This window comes from Nonomuraea turcica, assembly GCF_030718205.1.
Classification (GTDB): Bacteria; Actinomycetota; Actinomycetes; order Streptosporangiales; family Streptosporangiaceae; genus Nonomuraea.
This window is the reverse complement of record NZ_JAUZQF010000019.1, coordinates 145,658-161,408: the sequence shown is the minus strand read 5'-3', so window position 1 is coordinate 161,408 and position 15,751 is coordinate 145,658. Positions and strand designations below refer to the sequence as shown.

Annotated in this window: 16 protein-coding genes; 6 read left to right on the top strand and 10 right to left on the bottom strand. The window is 69.3% G+C overall.

The features are described 5' to 3' along the window. Positions 1-56: 56 nt before the first annotated feature. The 4 genes from Q9G87_RS40485 to Q9G87_RS40470 all read right to left on the bottom strand — a co-directional run bounded on the left by Q9G87_RS40485 (position 57) and on the right by Q9G87_RS40470 (position 4,558). Positions 57-1,766, bottom strand: a complete 1,710-nt coding sequence (locus Q9G87_RS40485) for an alpha-amylase family protein (protein WP_305921899.1) — start codon at positions 1,764-1,766, stop codon at positions 57-59. Between the two features lie 441 nt (positions 1,767-2,207). Beyond that, positions 2,208-3,806, bottom strand: a complete 1,599-nt coding sequence (locus tag Q9G87_RS40480) for a solute symporter family protein (RefSeq protein WP_305922004.1) — start codon at positions 3,804-3,806, stop codon at positions 2,208-2,210. Positions 3,807-3,823: 17 nt separating this feature from the next. Then, entirely contained in the window at positions 3,824-4,153 is a 330-nt protein-coding gene (locus Q9G87_RS40475; RefSeq protein ID WP_305921898.1) for a DUF485 domain-containing protein, read from the bottom strand. 183 nt (positions 4,154-4,336) lie between these two features. Further along, complete coding sequence (locus tag Q9G87_RS40470) at positions 4,337-4,558, bottom strand: hypothetical protein (protein WP_305921897.1); 222 nt, start codon at positions 4,556-4,558, stop codon at positions 4,337-4,339. Between the two features lie 32 nt (positions 4,559-4,590). Between Q9G87_RS40470 and Q9G87_RS40465 the strand changes: the two genes are divergently transcribed. The 3 genes from Q9G87_RS40465 to Q9G87_RS40455 all read left to right on the top strand — a co-directional run bounded on the left by Q9G87_RS40465 (position 4,591) and on the right by Q9G87_RS40455 (position 5,956). Further along, positions 4,591-5,223 carry an HAD family hydrolase gene (locus tag Q9G87_RS40465; protein WP_371825899.1) on the top strand — a complete coding sequence of 211 codons (633 nt, stop codon included), beginning with the start codon at positions 4,591-4,593 and terminating at the stop codon, positions 5,221-5,223. A gap of 84 nt (positions 5,224-5,307) precedes the next feature. Next, positions 5,308-5,721 carry a hypothetical protein gene (locus Q9G87_RS40460; protein ID WP_305921895.1) on the top strand — a complete coding sequence of 138 codons (414 nt, stop codon included), beginning with the start codon at positions 5,308-5,310 and terminating at the stop codon, positions 5,719-5,721. A 10-nt stretch (positions 5,722-5,731) separates the two neighbouring features. Continuing rightward, positions 5,732-5,956 (top strand): hypothetical protein, encoded by a 225-nt coding sequence (locus tag Q9G87_RS40455; protein WP_305921894.1) that lies wholly within the window; start codon positions 5,732-5,734, stop codon positions 5,954-5,956. Positions 5,957-6,096: 140 nt separating this feature from the next. On the opposite strand, the gene Q9G87_RS40450 is transcribed toward Q9G87_RS40455, so the two are convergent. Continuing rightward, positions 6,097-6,246, bottom strand: coding sequence for a hypothetical protein (locus tag Q9G87_RS40450; protein WP_305921893.1), 150 nt, complete (start codon positions 6,244-6,246; stop codon positions 6,097-6,099). Between the two features lie 153 nt (positions 6,247-6,399). Here Q9G87_RS40450 and Q9G87_RS40445 point away from each other — a divergent pair, with 153 nt between their 5' ends. Then, positions 6,400-6,720, top strand: a complete 321-nt coding sequence (locus Q9G87_RS40445; protein ID WP_305921892.1) for a hypothetical protein — start codon at positions 6,400-6,402, stop codon at positions 6,718-6,720. On the opposite strand, the gene Q9G87_RS40440 is transcribed toward Q9G87_RS40445, so the two are convergent. Genes Q9G87_RS40440 through Q9G87_RS40425 form a run of 4 tightly spaced genes read right to left on the bottom strand, consistent with a single transcriptional unit; the run spans position 6,710 to position 10,889 of the window. Next, the gene (locus tag Q9G87_RS40440) at positions 6,710-7,534 is read right to left on the bottom strand and encodes a carbohydrate ABC transporter permease (RefSeq protein ID WP_305921891.1); all 825 of its coding nucleotides are present in this window, start codon (positions 7,532-7,534) and stop codon (positions 6,710-6,712) included. The genes Q9G87_RS40445 and Q9G87_RS40440 overlap by 11 nt on opposite strands. Next, the gene (locus Q9G87_RS40435; protein WP_305921890.1) at positions 7,531-8,415 is read right to left on the bottom strand and encodes a carbohydrate ABC transporter permease; all 885 of its coding nucleotides are present in this window, start codon (positions 8,413-8,415) and stop codon (positions 7,531-7,533) included. The genes Q9G87_RS40440 and Q9G87_RS40435 overlap by 4 nt, the downstream gene beginning before the upstream one ends. Further along, positions 8,412-9,674 (bottom strand): ABC transporter substrate-binding protein, encoded by a 1,263-nt coding sequence (locus Q9G87_RS40430; RefSeq protein WP_305921889.1) that lies wholly within the window; start codon positions 9,672-9,674, stop codon positions 8,412-8,414. The genes Q9G87_RS40435 and Q9G87_RS40430 overlap by 4 nt, the downstream gene beginning before the upstream one ends. A 51-nt stretch (positions 9,675-9,725) precedes the next feature. Beyond that, the gene (locus tag Q9G87_RS40425; RefSeq protein ID WP_305921888.1) at positions 9,726-10,889 is read right to left on the bottom strand and encodes a trans-sulfuration enzyme family protein; all 1,164 of its coding nucleotides are present in this window, start codon (positions 10,887-10,889) and stop codon (positions 9,726-9,728) included. An 11-nt stretch (positions 10,890-10,900) separates the two neighbouring features. Between Q9G87_RS40425 and Q9G87_RS40420 the strand changes: the two genes are divergently transcribed. Beyond that, on the top strand, positions 10,901-11,893 hold the full coding sequence (locus tag Q9G87_RS40420) for a LacI family DNA-binding transcriptional regulator (RefSeq protein WP_305921887.1): 993 nt from the start codon (positions 10,901-10,903) through the stop codon (positions 11,891-11,893). Positions 11,894-12,006: 113 nt separating this feature from the next. Continuing rightward, a complete protein-coding gene (locus Q9G87_RS40415; RefSeq protein WP_305921886.1) occupies positions 12,007-14,196 on the top strand; it encodes a helicase-associated domain-containing protein in 2,190 nt (729 codons plus the stop codon). A gap of 36 nt (positions 14,197-14,232) precedes the next feature. Here Q9G87_RS40415 and Q9G87_RS40410 read toward each other — a convergent pair whose 3' ends face one another. Then, positions 14,233-15,717, bottom strand: coding sequence for a sodium/solute symporter (locus Q9G87_RS40410; protein ID WP_305921885.1), 1,485 nt, complete (start codon positions 15,715-15,717; stop codon positions 14,233-14,235). Positions 15,718-15,751 lie beyond the last annotated feature (34 nt).

The following is a 15,751-nucleotide window of genomic DNA, read 5'->3' as shown; positions in this document are numbered from 1 at the left end:
TCGAGGCGTGATTCTATCCGGTATCGTTCCCACAATGGATGCCCTGGCGGCCCGCCTCATCGTCGCCACCACCTCGCGACCAGTTCGAGGTCCGCTCCGGTGATCTCCTCCAGGGAGTTGTCGATGCGCTCGGCGTAGTACAGCGCGGGCACGCCGAGCGACGGCTGCGCCTCGGCGTAGGCCAGCCAGTCCGCCCTGCTGGGCATCGGCCACTGGTCGGTGTCGATCAGATGACTGGGCATGGCGTGGGTGGCGACCGCGTGGCGGAAGCGGAGCTGGTCGGCGGCCGGCACGGGCTCGCCACGGGCGTCGTACTCGAGCACGTCGTTGAGCCGGACCATGTCGGTGACGTCCCCGAAGGCGGGATGCGGCGTGTGAGTGACCATCAGGGCATCGGTTTTGACGCGTTTGGCGGCGTCGTACATGGTGGCGAGCAGCTCGTGCAGGAGTGCCAGGCCCCAGGTCGAGCCGTACGACTTCAGATGCGACCCGCTGGGGAACCACTGCGTGAAGTCGATCTTGAAGCCGTCGGCCCCGAGGTCGCCCAGCAGCCGCTCCATGATCCGCTGGACGCGGAGCCGGTAGGCGGGGTTCGACGGGTCAGCGGCCACGGCCCGGCCGCCGGCGTCGAGCACGCACTCCTCGGCCGGCAGCCCGTCGGCCGACCAGGCCCGCCACCACAGCAGCACCCGCTGCCCGCGCGCGTGCCTGGCCGCGATCCACTCGCGCAGCGCGGGCCACTTCGCCGGATCGGGCTCCATGTCCCCGTACGTCAGCTGCCAGCGGTCGTCGATGACGACGGTCCCCGGCACGACGCCGTGGCGTTCGAGCCTGGCCAGCCACTCGTCATAGAGGTCCTGCCGGGACAGGTCCACCGGCGACCGGCCGTCTGCTCTGGCGCACTGGGCGCCCCAGCCGCAGAAGATCGGCTCGCTCCACCAGTCGTGACGCTCGTGGACGGGCCCATCGGGCGCCAGCCCGTGCGCGACCAGGTCATCTCGGTGCTGCGCGATCGCCTCCCAGGGGGAGGACGCGGTGCGGAAGACGACCGCGGGTGACGTCCATGAGCCACGCACCACCGTGTGGCACTCGTAGTCGAAGCGCAGCATCACCCCGCCGTCGAGCGGCTCGTACGCGAGCTCGGTGAAGGTCAGGTCGGCGACCCCGGCGCGTACCGAGGCCCCCAGCCACGGCCCGTCCGGCACGGCGGTGGCGCCGTCCGGCTCCTCCTTGGTGAAGGCCAGGACCAGCGGCGGCGGTGAGAAGACCGCGTGCAGCCGGCCCGGCGAGGCGTCGCCGATCACGGTGAGCGCGAGCGGCACGGACACCGGCCGCACGACCTGCACGGGATGGGTGGGGGTGGGGTTGAAGACGCCACGGGCATGCAGCCCGCTGCGGAACGTGCCGGCCGCGCGCCTGTTGAGCACGGCCCGCCCGCCCATCAGCGTCACGTCGCCGAGCACGCCGTCCCCCTCGACCCGCACCTCCAGCGCGATCGTCTCGGGGGTGCAGGTCAGCCGGACGATCTTCGTCTCCCACGCGGTCGTGCGCTGCGGGAAATCGAAGATCGCCACGTTACCGCGCTCGACGAGCACGGTCGGGAGCGTCTCGTACGTCTCGTCCCGCCCGTTCGCGGTGCCGACGGAGGCGAGGAGGCTGAGCGTCATCCAGCCTTCCAGCTCGGCGCTGGGGTCGGTACGGGAGACGGTCAGCCGGTAGTGCCCGCTGTCCAGGTGATAGGCCTGGTCGGTGGTGGTGATGCGCATGTGTGAGCCGAATGCCTCGATCCTGGGCAGGTCGGGAGCGGTGCCGCCCCCTGCGATGAGCTGGGCTTAGTATCGCCCGGAATCCTCGATGGTCCGGACGCCGGTCGCGTCGGCCACGCACTCGACGGGCTCCCTCGCGGGGCTACCTCTCGCGGGCCGCCTTCGCCCAGTGGGGCGAGCCGGCGCAGCGCTTCCCATAGCAGCGGACGAGCGCTCGCGACCGCCGCCCTCTTCCAACGGCTCGGAAGCCGCATCATCGCCCGGCGCGCCCGATACGAGCGAAAGCAGGAGCAGTAGCACACCACACATCCGGGCAGGAGAAGGGCCCGGCCTCGCGAGGAGGCCGGGCCCTCGGCGCGGAAGACGCCCCGGGCGGGGGGTGGGGCGCCTTCGGCGGGGAGGCGCCTCAGGGCAGGCGGCGCCTCGTTGGGGGGCAGGGACTCAGTGTTGTGTGGCCTTCTCCGCACCGACGCCGGTCAGCGAGCGGACCTCGATCTCGGCGTACTTGGCGGCGTTGTACTCCTTGCTCATGATCGTGCCGAGCCAGCCGCACAGGAAGCCGATCGGAATCGACAGGATGCCGGGGTTGCTCAGCGGGAACCAGGCGAAGTCGGCCGTCTTGAACAGCGCCGTCTCCCCACCGGACACCACCGGCGAGAAGACCACCAGCACCAGGGCGGAGATCAGACCGCCGTAGATGGCCGACACGGCGCCCGCCGTGTTGAACCGCTTCCAGAACAGGCTGTAGAGGATCGCGGGCAGGTTGCCCGAGGCCGCCACCGCGAACGCCAGCGCCACCAGGAACGCCACGTTCTGCCCCTGGGCGAGGATGCCCAGGCCGATCGCGACCGCGCCGATGACCAGGGCGGAGATCCGCGCCACCACGACCTCCTGCCGCTCGGTGGCCTGACCGCGCTTGAAGACGTGCGCGTACAGGTCGTGGGAGAAGCTGGAGGAGGAGGCGAGGGTGAGGCCGGCGACCACCGCCAGGATCGTGGCGAAGGCCACCGCCCCGATGAGCGCCAGCAGGATCGTGCCGCCTACCGGGCCGAAGATGTCCTGGCCGACAGCCTGGGCCAGCATCGGCGCTGCCGTGTTGCCCGCCTTGTCGCCCGCGACGATGGCATCCTTGCCGACCAGAGCCGCCGCGCCGAAGCCGAGGACGAGGGTCAGCAGGTAGAACGTACCGATGATGCCGATGCCCCACAGGACCGACTTGCGGGCGTCCTTGGCGGTGGGGACGGTGTAGAAGCGGATGAGGATGTGCGGCAGGCCCGCCGTCCCGAGCACCAGCGCCAGACCCAAGCTGATGAGGTCGATCTTGCCGGCCAGACCCTGCGCGTCAGTGCCGTACTTCAGCCCGGGGATCAGGAAGTTGCCGGGGTTGGCCTTCGGGCCGCTGGTGGTGGCGGCCTGGCCGAGCAGCGCCGACAGGTTGAAGCCGAACTTGCCCAGCACCAGCGCTGTCACCAGCGCGGCGCCGCCCATCAGCAGCACGGCCTTGACGATCTGGACCCAGGTCGTGCCCTTCATGCCGCCGAACACCACGTACACGATCATCAGCGCGCCCACGCCGACGATCGTCCACGCCTTGCCCGCCGGAGTGGTGATGCCGAGCAGCAGGCCGACCAGCGCGCCCGCGCCGACCATCTGCGCCAGCAGGTAGAAGATGCTCACCACGATCGTGGACACGCCGGCGGCGGTGCGGACCGGCCGCGGGCTCATCCTGAACGCCAGCACGTCGGCCATGGTGAACTTGCCGGAGTTGCGCATCAGCTCGGCCACCAGCAGCAACGCCACGAGCCAGGCGACGAGGAACCCGATCGAGTACAGGAACCCGTCATAGCCGGACAAGGCGATGATGCCCGCGATGCCGAGGAAGGACGCGGCCGACATGTAGTCGCCGCCGATGGCCAGGCCGTTCTGCACGCCGGTGAACGATCGGCCGCCCGCGTAGTAGTCGGCGGCCGTCTTCGTCTGGCGGCTCGCCCAGAACGTGATCCCCAGCGTCGCGGCGACGAAGGTGAGGAAGAGGATCATTCCCAGCGTGGTCGAGCTCACTTGGACTTCTCCTCAACCTCGTGACGCAGCTTGTCGGCGATCGGGTCCAGCTTCTTCTCGGCGTGCCTCGCGTACGCCCACGCGATCCAGAACGTGGACACGAACTGGAGCAAGCCGAAGATGAGCCCGACGTTGATCTCCCCGAACAGCTTGATCCCCATGAAGTCGCGCGCCCACCCGGACAGCACGACGTACAGCAGGTACCACGCGAGGAACGCCACGGTCATGGGGAAAGTCCAGGCGCGGAATCGTTTCTTCAGTTCTTGGAACTCAGTGCTCTCCTGGACTTGTTCGTATACCGATGCGTCGTGTTCTCTTGTTGTCACGGGACCTCCACTGTGATGCGGATCACGCTCAAGGTAAGAGCGCAACCTACCCGGCGTGGAGATCTGTAGCTGGGTTGTTCGCTGAGCCGACGGCGTGCGGCGATTAGTTGGTGATGGCGTGCGGCGAAAGGTCCCTTCAGCGCGACGAGCGGTCGGCCACCCCTTTCACCCCATTACGGCCATCTACCGTGGCGCTTCCAGGGAGAGCGCGAACAGGTGGAGCTGCGGGCGGGTGAGCAGGGGCAGGGTGAGCGAGCGCAGTTGCTTGGCCGGATCGAGGGCCGCCTGGGACTCGAACAGGCCGACGCGTAGCGCGTTCGTGCCGTTCTGGCCGTGGCGGTGGGTGCAGCGCAGCACCTCGGTCGTGCCCGCGCCGGGCTGGCCTGGCCCTGCAGCCCACCGCAACGGCCCAATACGGGCGCTTATAGGCTCACTTGGTGCTGACCTTCGCCTTCGACGTCGGAGAAACCATCGTCCGCGACGACCGATACTGGGCCGCGTGGGCAGACTGGCTCGACATCCCCTGCCACACCCTCTCCGCCCTCGTCGGCGCCGTCGTCGCTCAAGGCAGGGACAACGCCGACGCTCTCCGCCTGCTCCGCCCGGGCATCGACCTCGACGCCGAGTACGCCGCCCGCGAGGCCGCCGGCCGCGGCGAGCGCGTCGAGGAGGCCGACCTATACCCCGACGTGCGGTCCGCACTGACAGCCCTGCGCAGTGCCGGTCACCGGGTCCTGGTCGCCGGAAACCAGACCAGGCGCGCCGCCGAACTGCTGCGCGCGCTGGATCTGCCGGTCGACGCGATAGCCACGTCGGGCGAGTGGGGCGTGGCCAAGCCTGACTCAGCGTTCTTCACCCGGCTGATTCACTTCGCCGGAGCCACGCCCGATCGGATCGTCTACGTCGGCGACCATCCTGCCAACGACATCGCCCCGGCCCAAGCCGCCGGGCTTCGCACCGCCCACATCCGGCGCGGCCCGTGGGGGCACCTGTGGGCTGACGAGCCGGCAGCGGCCGCGGCGGATTGGAGGATCGACACCCTGACCGAGCTGGCGACCCTGGCCAGGTAGCCGAAGCGGCTTCGCTCGACCTCTGGGCAGACCTGTCACCAGCTCGCTACAGTCCGAGATGAACGCCTCGCACTGGAGCTCCCGATGCCTTCAGCCCCCCACGGCGGAATCGGCAGGCGCATCGCCCACCATCGCAGCGTCGCGCGCCTCACGCAGCAGGAGCGGTGCGCAGGCCAGTACGTGCAGACGCGACGCCTACCCGATCTCCTCGCGGAGCTGTTCCGGGCCCTGCAGACCGCGCCACCCGAACAGCGACCCGGCATTGCGGCCCTGACCGCGTCCGCCTGCCGCTCAGCTGACGCCGTCGCCTACAAGTTCGGCGCCTACGACCTGTCCGCCCGGCTCATCGACCTCATGCGCTGGGCCGCTCCCCAGGCCGACGACGGCATCCTCACCACCGCCATCGTCTATGTGCGCACCGAGACGTTCTTCGCCGCCCACGAACACGGCCTGCGCGCGCTTGAGCCTCGCCATCGACGCCGCCCCCCCGCCCGGTGACGTGTCTGCAATGGCAGCGCGCGGCGCCCTGCACGTGCGCGCGGCGGTCAACCTAGGCTGGCTGATGCTGAGCAAACACGCCCGCCACCTCCCGGCCGCCGACCTCGTTCTGTACGAGACGGCGCTGGGAAGGTTCGACCCCGCGATGTGGAAGGATGCGGCCCGCGAGCTCCACCCCGAGATGACGGCCGATCAGGTCCGGGCGGTCGTCGCGCCGTCGTTGATCGCCGCCTGAGGGTTTGTGAGACACTTCCCGCAAGTTCAGCGTGCAACGACCCGGCGAAATAGCCGGGTTTTGTCGTTTCGGGGTGCGCGGTGAGTAGGTTCACGACGACTGGGCACGTGGATCTCGACCGCGAGGCATCAACTGGCTGATCAGTGTCGCCGAGACCGCAGCCGGTCGAGGAATTGCCGGGCCTTCTGCTGTGTGCGGGGGTCGCGGGCCATGCGCTTAGCCTTCTCGACGTTCTGCTTGCCTTTGGGGCTACGCAGGTACGCGCGCACCCGATCCATGAGTGTGGCCATGCGCCTCCCCCTACCCCCGGCACCCTGCGCGAAGCACCGTGGTCGATAGACGTCGCCCCAACCCGCCTCGAAATACCCGTTCGACCGGCGGGTACGCTCGCCACATGTTCCTGCCGCCCGTCGGAGGGCTCGGACACCGACCCCCGCACCGAGATGCGCTGGTTGCAGGAGTACACGACCGGCAGCCACATGTGGGAGGCCGACGTGTACGTGCCGACCAGCACCGACGGCGCCACCATTAAGATCTACAACGGGACCGTGCTCAAGACGGGCGCCTACAACACCTGGCAGAACCTGCGGGTCGCGCACGACGCCACTGCCGGCAAGATCGACGTCTACGTCGACGACCGGCACGTGGCCACCGTCTCCGACCGCGGCCCGGCCACCCGCCACTTCAAGAACGGCGTCTACCACCGCGGGTCCGGCCGGGCCGAGTCCCGTTTCCGCGACATCACGTACTGGGTCAGCCCTTGACCGCCCCCGCCGTCAGCCCTTCGACGATGTAGCGGCGGATGGCGGCGAACAGGACGAGCGTAGGCACCACCGACACCACCGTGGCGGCGGCCATCGAGCCCCAGTCGATGTCGTACTGCGTAATAAAGGAGTTCATGGCCACCGGGATCGTCTTGGCGTCCTCGCTGTCGATGAACGTGATCGCCAGGAACAACTCGTTCCAACATTGCACGAATGCGAAGATGAACGTCGCCGCGATGCCCGGCAGCATGACCGGGATCACCACCCGGACCATGGCCACCAGCCGCGACGCCCCATCCACCTGCGCGGCTTCTTCCAGCGCGACCGGCACCCGCTCGTAGAAGCCGCGCATGATGATCGTGGCGAACGGCACCAGCATGGCGACGTACACGAGCATGAGCCCGGCGAGCCGGTTGAGCAGGTCGAGGTCGGACATCAGCAGGTAGAGCGGGCCGAGCGCGATGAACAGCGGGATCATCTGGGTGACCAGGAACGCCAGCATCAGCGTCCCGCGGCCGGGGAAGGCGAAGCGGGCCAGGGTGTAGCCGCCGAGCACTCCGATGGCCGTCACCGACCCGGCCGCCACGAGGGAGACCATGAGGCTGTTGAGCAGATACGTCCCGAAGTCGGCGAAGGAGAACAGCTCCGCGTAGTGCTCGAACGTCACCGTGCCGGGCCAGTACTTGAGCGGCACCGCGAAGATCTCGGGCTTGGGCTTGAGCGAGGTGATGACGATCCAGTAGAGGGGGAAGAGGGTGATCAGCAGCCAGGCGGTCAGCACGACCACTTTGGCGAGCGTCGCGACACGTCTCATCGGGACTTCTCGAATCTCGTGGCGTTGAGGTAGAAGACGCTGAAGGACAGCAGCAGCCCCAGGATCAGCAGGCCCACCGCGCCGGCCCGGCCGTAGTCTCCGCCGATGACCTGCTGGATGAGGAAGGTCGTGATGATGTCGGTGCTGCCGGCGGGGCCGCCGCCGGTCATCGAATAGATGAGATCCGGGAAATTCAGGATCCAGATGATCCGCAGCAACACGATGAGCGCCAGCGTGGGCCGGATGTGCGGCAGCGTCACGTGCCAGAACTGCCGCAGCCGCGAGGCCCCGTCCACGGAAGCCGCCTCGTACAGCTCCTTCGGGACCGACTGCAGCGCGGCCATGATCATGATGGCGAAGAACGTCACGCCGTACCAGACGTTGGCCACGATCACGGACGTCATCGCCCACCCCGGCGAGGCCAGGAAGCCGATGCGCTGGTCGATGATCCCCGTCTTGAGCAGCAGGTCGTTGATCACGCCGAACTGCCCGTTGAACATCCACCGCCACAGGAGCCCGATGAGGAACCCGGACATGGCCCATGGGAAGAACACCCACGCCTGGTAGAGGCCGCGCCCCCGGAAGTGACGCCGCAGCAGCAGCGCCAGCCCGAACCCCAGGAAGAACTGGAAGAACAGCGACACGACCACCCACGTCCCGGTGTTCCTCAGCGCCGTCCAGAACCGGTCCTCGCCCAGCACGGCACGGAAGTTCTCCAGGCCGACGAAGGGCGTCGAGGTGAGGTCGAACAGGTTGTACTGCTGGAAGGCCATCACCGCGCCGCGGAGCACCGGGTAGTACGTGAACAGCGCCACGAACACGACGCCCGGCAGCAGGCACAGCGCGATGAACCTGGCCCTTCGGACGTTGAAGGTCCTCATGAAACCTTCTTGGCCTGATCCGTCCAGAAGGCGTCCCACGACTTGAGCACGTCGGCGACGGTCGTCTTGCCGGTGATCAGCGCCTGGACGTCACGGTCGGAGTCGACGAGGAACTGGCTCCAGCCGGGGTAGTCGACCGGCCTGATCGTGATCACCTGCTTGGGGTCCTGCTGCGCCTGCAGGTACGCCTTCCACGCGCCCTGCGAGAACTGCGGGTCGCTCTGCGCCTGCTTGGAGATGGGGATGAGCGAGTTGCCCTTGGCGAAGGCGATGCTCTGCTTGGCCTCCGACAGGAACTGGACGAGCTTGACCGCCTCCTTAGGGTGCTTGGTGAAGGAGGTGGCGCCCCAGCCGGCGTAGCCGACGGGCTGGAAGGCGTACCCGGTGGGGCCCTTGGGGATGGGGGCGGTGGACCAGGCGGTGACGCCGCTGTCCTCGACCGTCTTGATCACTTCCGGGTCCTGGATGAGCATGCCGGTGACGCCCGAGGTGAAGCCCTGGACCATCTCGGGGTAGCCCCAGGACACCGAGTCGGGTGGCGACGCCTCCTTGAAGATCTTGACGTAGAGCTCCATGGCCTGGGCGGCCTCGGGCGTGGAGAAGATCGTGCGCTTGTCCTTCAGGTAGAAGGACTTCTCGGGGTTGAGGGCCTCGCCGTTGTACGCGCTGATCATCATCACCGCGTAGTCCGCGCCGCCCTTGCCGCCCCTGAAGGAGTAGCCGTAGCGGTCGCCCGAGGTCATCTGCTTGCCGGCCGCGTAGAGCTCCTCCCAGGTCGTCGGGGGCTGGGTCATGCCGTAGTCCGTACGGTAGAACAGCGTGCGCTGGTAGAAGCCGTATGGGATCAGATATGCCTTGCCCCCGACCTCCACGGCCTTCTTCTGGGCCAGCTCGGTCAGGTCCGACCAGCCGGGCCACTCGGCGGTGGGCAGCTCGGCCAGCCAGCCGTTGTTGGAGAAGGACTTGGCCGTGTGGTCGCGTACTTCCAGCACGTCCAGGTCCTTCTTGGTCTGCAGGATCTGGGTGATCTTCTGGTCGGCGCTGTCGAGCGGCGGCGAGACGAGCTCGACCGTGACGCCCGGGTTGGCCTTCTCGAAGTCGGCGATGAGGGTCTTGATGAGCTTCGTGCGTTCGGGGCTGGTCAAACTCTCGATCATGCGGAGTCGTACCTCTCCCGAGGACGACGAGCCGGAGCCGGAGCCGCAGCCGGTGAGCACCAGCGTGGCGGCGACCGCGGCCGCCAGGAGGGGCTTTCTCATGGGGAGCCTCCCGCGTGTTTCTGACAGCACTGGTTTGGACAGCGCTGTCAGTCACGCTAGGCGACCCACGCCTTCCAGCGCTAGACCGAGATCCTTGATCAAAGTGTCCGCCGGCTCCAGGCCGACCGAGAGGCGGACGAGGCCGACCGGGATGCCCATGGTGGCCCGTACGCTCTCCTCGGTGGACAGGGCGGGTGCGTTCACCAGACTCTCGAACCCACCCCAGGACACGCCGATCCTGAAATGTCGCAATTTATCGAGAAAGATCGCGACCTCTTCCCGCGATTCGGTCGCCAGCTCGATGCTGAACAAACTGGAGAACCCCGACATCTGCCGCAGGGCGACGGCATGCCCCGGATGTGACGGCAACCCCGGATGGTTGACCACCCGCACGGCCGGATGATCGGCCAGGAACCCCGCCACCGCCAGCCCTCGCTCCTGGTGCGCCGCCATCCGCACGGGCAGCGTGCGCAACCCCTTGATCACCTTGGCCGCGTCGTGCGGTGACATCGCGGCCCCGTACAGCTGGTATTCCGTCAGCGCCAGCGGCCGGATCAGCCGCGAGGAACCCACCACCACGCCGCCGACGAGATCGCTGTGCCCGCCGATGTACTTCGACAACGAGTGCACGACCAGGTCGACGCCCATCGTCAGCGGCTTCTGGAAGATCGGCGTGGACCAGGTGTTGTCCATCACGGTCACCAGCCCGCGCTCGCGCGCCCACCCCGTCACCTCGGCGATGTCGACAACCGCGTAGGCCATGTAGGAGGGGGACTCGAAGTAGAGTAGGCGCGTGTCCGCCCTGATAGCGCTGTCACCCTCCGCGAGGTCGCCGACGTGCGTATGCGTGACGCCGAACTTCTCCAGGTAACGCAGGAACTGCGTGGTCGGCCCGTACACCGCGCCCAGCACCAGCACGTGGTCACCGGCCGACACGAGCGACGAGATCGTCGCCGAGATGGCGCCCATCCCGGAGCCGAAACACTTGGCCCGCTCTCCCCGCTCCAGCGCGGCCAGCTTACGCTGGGCGAGATCGACCGTCGGGTTGGTCCCCCGCCAGTAGACATACCGCTCGTCCTCGTTCCTGACCGCCTCGCCGAGCTCCTGCGCGGTCGCGAACGTGAACAGCGAGTTCTCGAACACCGGCGGGTTGACCGCGCCCAGCACCCAGGGCTCGTCCTCGCCCAACCGGCCACAGATCCATTCGTCATCCATGGGGGCAGAGTATGACAACGCGCAAGCCGACCATGGCGGACGTGGCCCAGCACGCGGGGGTGAGCCTGAAGACCGTCTCCCGGGTCGTCAACCAGGAGCCGCACGTCCGGGCGTCGCTGCAGCAGCGGGTGCAGGCGGCCATCAGCGCGCTCGGCTACCGCCGCAACGAGGCCGCCGCCCGCCTGGCCCGGGGCGCGACGATGCTGACGCTGGGCCTGGTGATGGAGAACATCTCCAACGAGTTCTACTCGCGCCTGGCCGCCGCCGTGGAGGCCGCCGCGGCCGAGCACGAGGCGCTGGTGGTGTTCGGCTCGTACGAGGAGAGCCCGGACAAGGAACGCATGCTCATCGAGTCCATGTCCGCACGCGGCGTCGACTCCCTGATCATGGTCCCTTCGGCGGCCGACCACGCCTGGCTGGCCGAGCACACGACCCTGCGCATGGTCTTCGTGGACCGCGTGCCGCGGGGGCTGGAGGCGGCGGACGTGGTGGTCCTCGACGACATACGGGGCGGCCGCGCGGCCACCGAGCATCTGCTGGCCCGCGGGCATCGCCGGATCGCGCTGATCTCCGACGACAATGGGCTGAGCTCGGTGCACGACCGGGCCACCGGCTTCCGTACGGCGCTCGACGCGGCCGGGGTGACCGCAGACGAGACGCTGGTGGTGCGGGGGGTGTTCGATCCGTGGCGGGTGTCCCGCGAGGTCACCAGGCTTTTGGACCTGGAGGATCCGCCGACGGCGTTCTTCGCCACCAACAATCGGGCCGCGATCGGGATCCTGCAGGCGCTGCGGGAGCGGCCGGAGCGGCCGGCGTACGTGGGGTTCGACGACTTCGCGCTGGCGGATGTGTTCAACCCGGGAGTGACAGTGGTGCGCTACGACGTGGCCCACCTGGCTCACAGCGCGGTGGACCTCCTGCTGAACCCCTCGCCGGCGCCACGCCGGGTGAAGGTGCCGGTGGAACTGGTGGCCAGGGGCTCGGGCGAGCTGCCACCTCCCTGACCTCACGCGAAAGGGAGCCCGGATATGCCGCGCGGCGACGCAGATGTCCCCCGGGGCCGGCTTAAGTGCGCTTCCTTGGCCGGGCGCGGTGCTCATCCCGCTACAGTCGGTTCGTGCCTCCTGTGACCGCCGACCTCACCCGTCTCCTTCGCAACAGGCCGGAGCTGGCCGTGGCGCCCTCGCTCGAGGTGCTCGAACGCCTGCTGGCCAGGCCCGACCTGGCCATCCCCGTCCTGCTCGACCTGGACGCCGACTGCCACACCGTCAGCCAGGCCATACAGGCCGCCGGCGGTGAGACCACCCGCGACATGTTGTCCGCCACGCTGCGCGACCCGCACGGCCGGCTCGGCGAGGTGCTGGACCTGCTGGCCGGAAGGGGGCTGATCGCGCTCGACGGCGACACCGTACGTTCCCCGCACCATCCCGGCCTGTGGGCGCACCCGTTCGCGCTGGGCAGGCCGCTTCGCGAGTTCGAGAAGAAGGTCACGGCCGAAGCGCTGAAGACGATGGTCAAGGCGCTCGGCGGCCAGCCCCTGGGCCGCAAGGCCGACCTGGTGAGGCGGGCCGAGGAGCTGCTGCGCGACGGCGCCTCCGTACGCTCCCGCGCGGCCAAGCTCCCGAGCCAGGCCGTCGCGTTAGCGGAGTCCATGGCGTCCAGGGCGCCCGTGCTGGGCGGTGAGCAGCTCTACTATGGCTCGGTGTCTCGGACGCATCCGGTGCAACGCCTGGTCGACGCCGGGTTCGTGCTCCGCGACGGCTGGGAGTTCGAGATGCCCAGGGAGGTGGCGCTGGCCCTGCGCGGCGACGGCTGGAAGCCGGCGCTCACCGGACAACCCGACGTGCCGGCCCGGCCGTGTCCCGAGGCCGACGGCGCGGGCGCCGCGCTGGCGGCGATCGACCGCATCCAAGCCCTCGTGGAGCTGGCGGGGACGGAGCAGATCACCGAGCTGAAGTCCGGCGGTGTGGGCGTCCGTGAGCTCAGGCGGCTGGCCAAGCTGCTCGGCGTGTCCGAGCAAGAAGCCGTGCTGTGGCTCGACATCGCCTTCGGCGCCGACCTGATCGCCTCGGAGCTGGGCGAGCGGCTGGTCAGCACCACATTGGTCGACGACTGGCTGGCACACTCCCCCGACGCCAGATGGCGGGCGCTGGCCGACGTCTGGCTCCGGCTGCCGCAGGCGGCCACCTACCGCGTCGTGGGCTGCTGCGAGGACCATATGGAGCCGCTGCCGCCGCCGTACGAGTTCGAGTGCGGGGCGGGCCGGATCCGGCGCGCGACCCTGGAGACGCTGCGCACCCTGATTCCGGGCCTGGGCACGGACGCCGCCGGGTTGAAGGATGCGGTGGCGTGGCGTACGCGGGCGGCCGCGGAGGCCGCGCAGGCGGCCGATGAGTTCGTCGCCGCGGCCCTGCGCGAGGGTGAGTTGCTCGGGATCGTCGCCGGTGGAGCGCTCACGTCCCTCGGCCGTGCCCTGCTGGGGAACGGCGAGCAGGACCCGGACACCGGTGGAGTGAGCGCATTGTTCCCCACGCCGGTGACGACGGCGACCCTGCAGAACGACCTGACCGCGATCGTGTCCGGCATCCCCGCTGCCGATCTGGCCATCTTCCTGAACGGCTGCGCCGACTTGGAGTCACGCGACCGGGCCAGCGTGTGGCGGTTCTCCGAGAAGACCATACGCAGGGCGCTGGACGCCGGCACCACCGCCGAGACCCTGCTCGCCGATCTCGCCCGCTTCTCCGCCAAGGCGATCCCTCAGCCGCTGCGCTATCTCGTCAACGACACGGCCCGCAAGCACGGCGTCATCAAGGTGACCTCCACACCCTCCATCGTGATCGCCACCGACCCCGCGGTCATCGCCGAGCTGTGCGGCGCGAAGGCGCTCCGTAAGCTGGGCCTGCGCCAGATCGCGCCCACGGTCGCGCTCGCCGCCCTGCCGCCCGACGAGACCCTGCGGCTGCTGCGCCAGGGAGGCCACGCCCCCGTCGGCGTGGCGTCAGACGGAACGATCAGGGCGGAGAGCATCCAGCGGCGCCGGCTTGCGGTGGACGTCAAGAAACACACTGACACCGACACCGCTGCGGCGGCCGCAGCCATCCTCCAGGGCAACGGGACCGACGCGGACGGCGAGGCCATGGCACTGGCCGCCGTCACCGGCGAGGTGATCGTCATCGTGTGGCAGCGGCGCGAGCACTACATGGAGGACCTGACCATCGCAGGCAACGTGGTGACCGGCTACTGCCACGACTGCGATCGAGACCACACCATCCCACGCGCCAAGATCACCAAAGCATATCTGCCGTAGGCACGGGAGCCGGGCCGAAGTGCCCGCGGCGCAGTCTTAGGAAGACCGGGGACGCCAGTCGCCGCGGTCGAGGTCGAGGTTCTCCGGGGTGTGCAACCTGACCATCGTCCTGGCCACGCCGGACGGCACCCGGTGCGGGGTCAGGAACGACACCGCCACCATGACCGCGAACGCGATAGGCACCGTCCACGCGGCGGGCTGGGCCAGCAGCGCGGCCGTGAAGCCGCTCGGGGCGCCCGTGATCGTGGCCAGCACCGCGGCGCAGGCCAGCCCGCCACCCACGAAGAGCCCGGCCAGCGCCCCCGTGGTGGTGAGCCGGCGCCACCAGATCCCCAGCACCAGCAGCGGGCAGAACGACGAGGCGGCCACCGCGAACGCCAGCCCCACCACGTCCGCCACCGGCAGCGCCCGCGCCCACAGCGCCAGGCCCAGCGGCACCGCCACCGCCATCAGCGTGGCGATCCTGAACGAGCGCACGCTGCCCTTGAGCAGGTCCTGGGCGATCACCCCCGCCACGGACACGGTCAGTCCCGACGACGTGGACAGGAACGCGGCGAACGCCCCGGCGGTGACCAGGGCGGTCAGCACGTCGCCCAGGGTGCCGCCGATCATCTGGGCGGGCAGCGTCAGCACGACCGTGTCCGTGCGCGCCAGGCCGGGCGTGTAGAGGCGACCGAGCCAGCCGTACACGGCCGGGAGCAGGTAGAAGGCGCCGAGCAGCGACAGCACCACCAGCGTCGTACGCCGGGCGGCCCGGCCGTCGGGGTTGGTGTAGAAGCGTACGAGCACGTGCGGCAACCCCATGGTGCCCAGGAACGTGGCCAGGATCAGCGAGTACGTCGAGTACAGCCCGTATTCCTTGGCCCCGGCCAGCGGCACCTGCCAGGTGGCCGCGTCGGCCGCGCTGACGCCGGGCGCGCCGTCGGCCTTCCAGGCCATCAGCAGGAACACCAGCGGCACCGCCAACGCCGTCAGCTTGAGCCAGTACTGGAACGCCTGCACGAACGTGATCGACCGCATGCCGCCCGACAACACGTTCACCGCCACGACGACGGCGACCAGCAGCCCGCCGACCCAGACGGGCGCACCGGTGATCGTCCGCAGCACCAGCCCGGCGCTCTGGAACTGCGGCATCAGGTAGAGCCAGCCGATCAGCACGACGAGCACGCTGGCCGTGCGGCGCACGGTCATCGACTCGAGCCTGGCCTCGGCGAAGTCGGGCAGCGTGTACGCCCCGGAGCGGCGCAGCGGCGCCGACACCAGCACCAGCAGCACCAGGTAGCCGCCGGTCCAGCCGACGGGCAGCCACAACATGTCGACGCCGAAGGACAGGATGAGCCCGGCGATGCCGAGGAAGGAGGCCCCCGACAGGTACTCGCCGCCGATGGCCGAGGCGTTCCAGAGCGGGCTGACGGTGCGGGAGGCGACGTAGAAGTCGGAGGTGGTGCGGGAGACCCTGATGCCGAACGCCCCGATGAGCACGGCCGCCACGACCACGACGAGGACCGCCGTCAGGCTCATGCGGTCGGCTCCGCCGGCCGCACGAGCCCCAGCT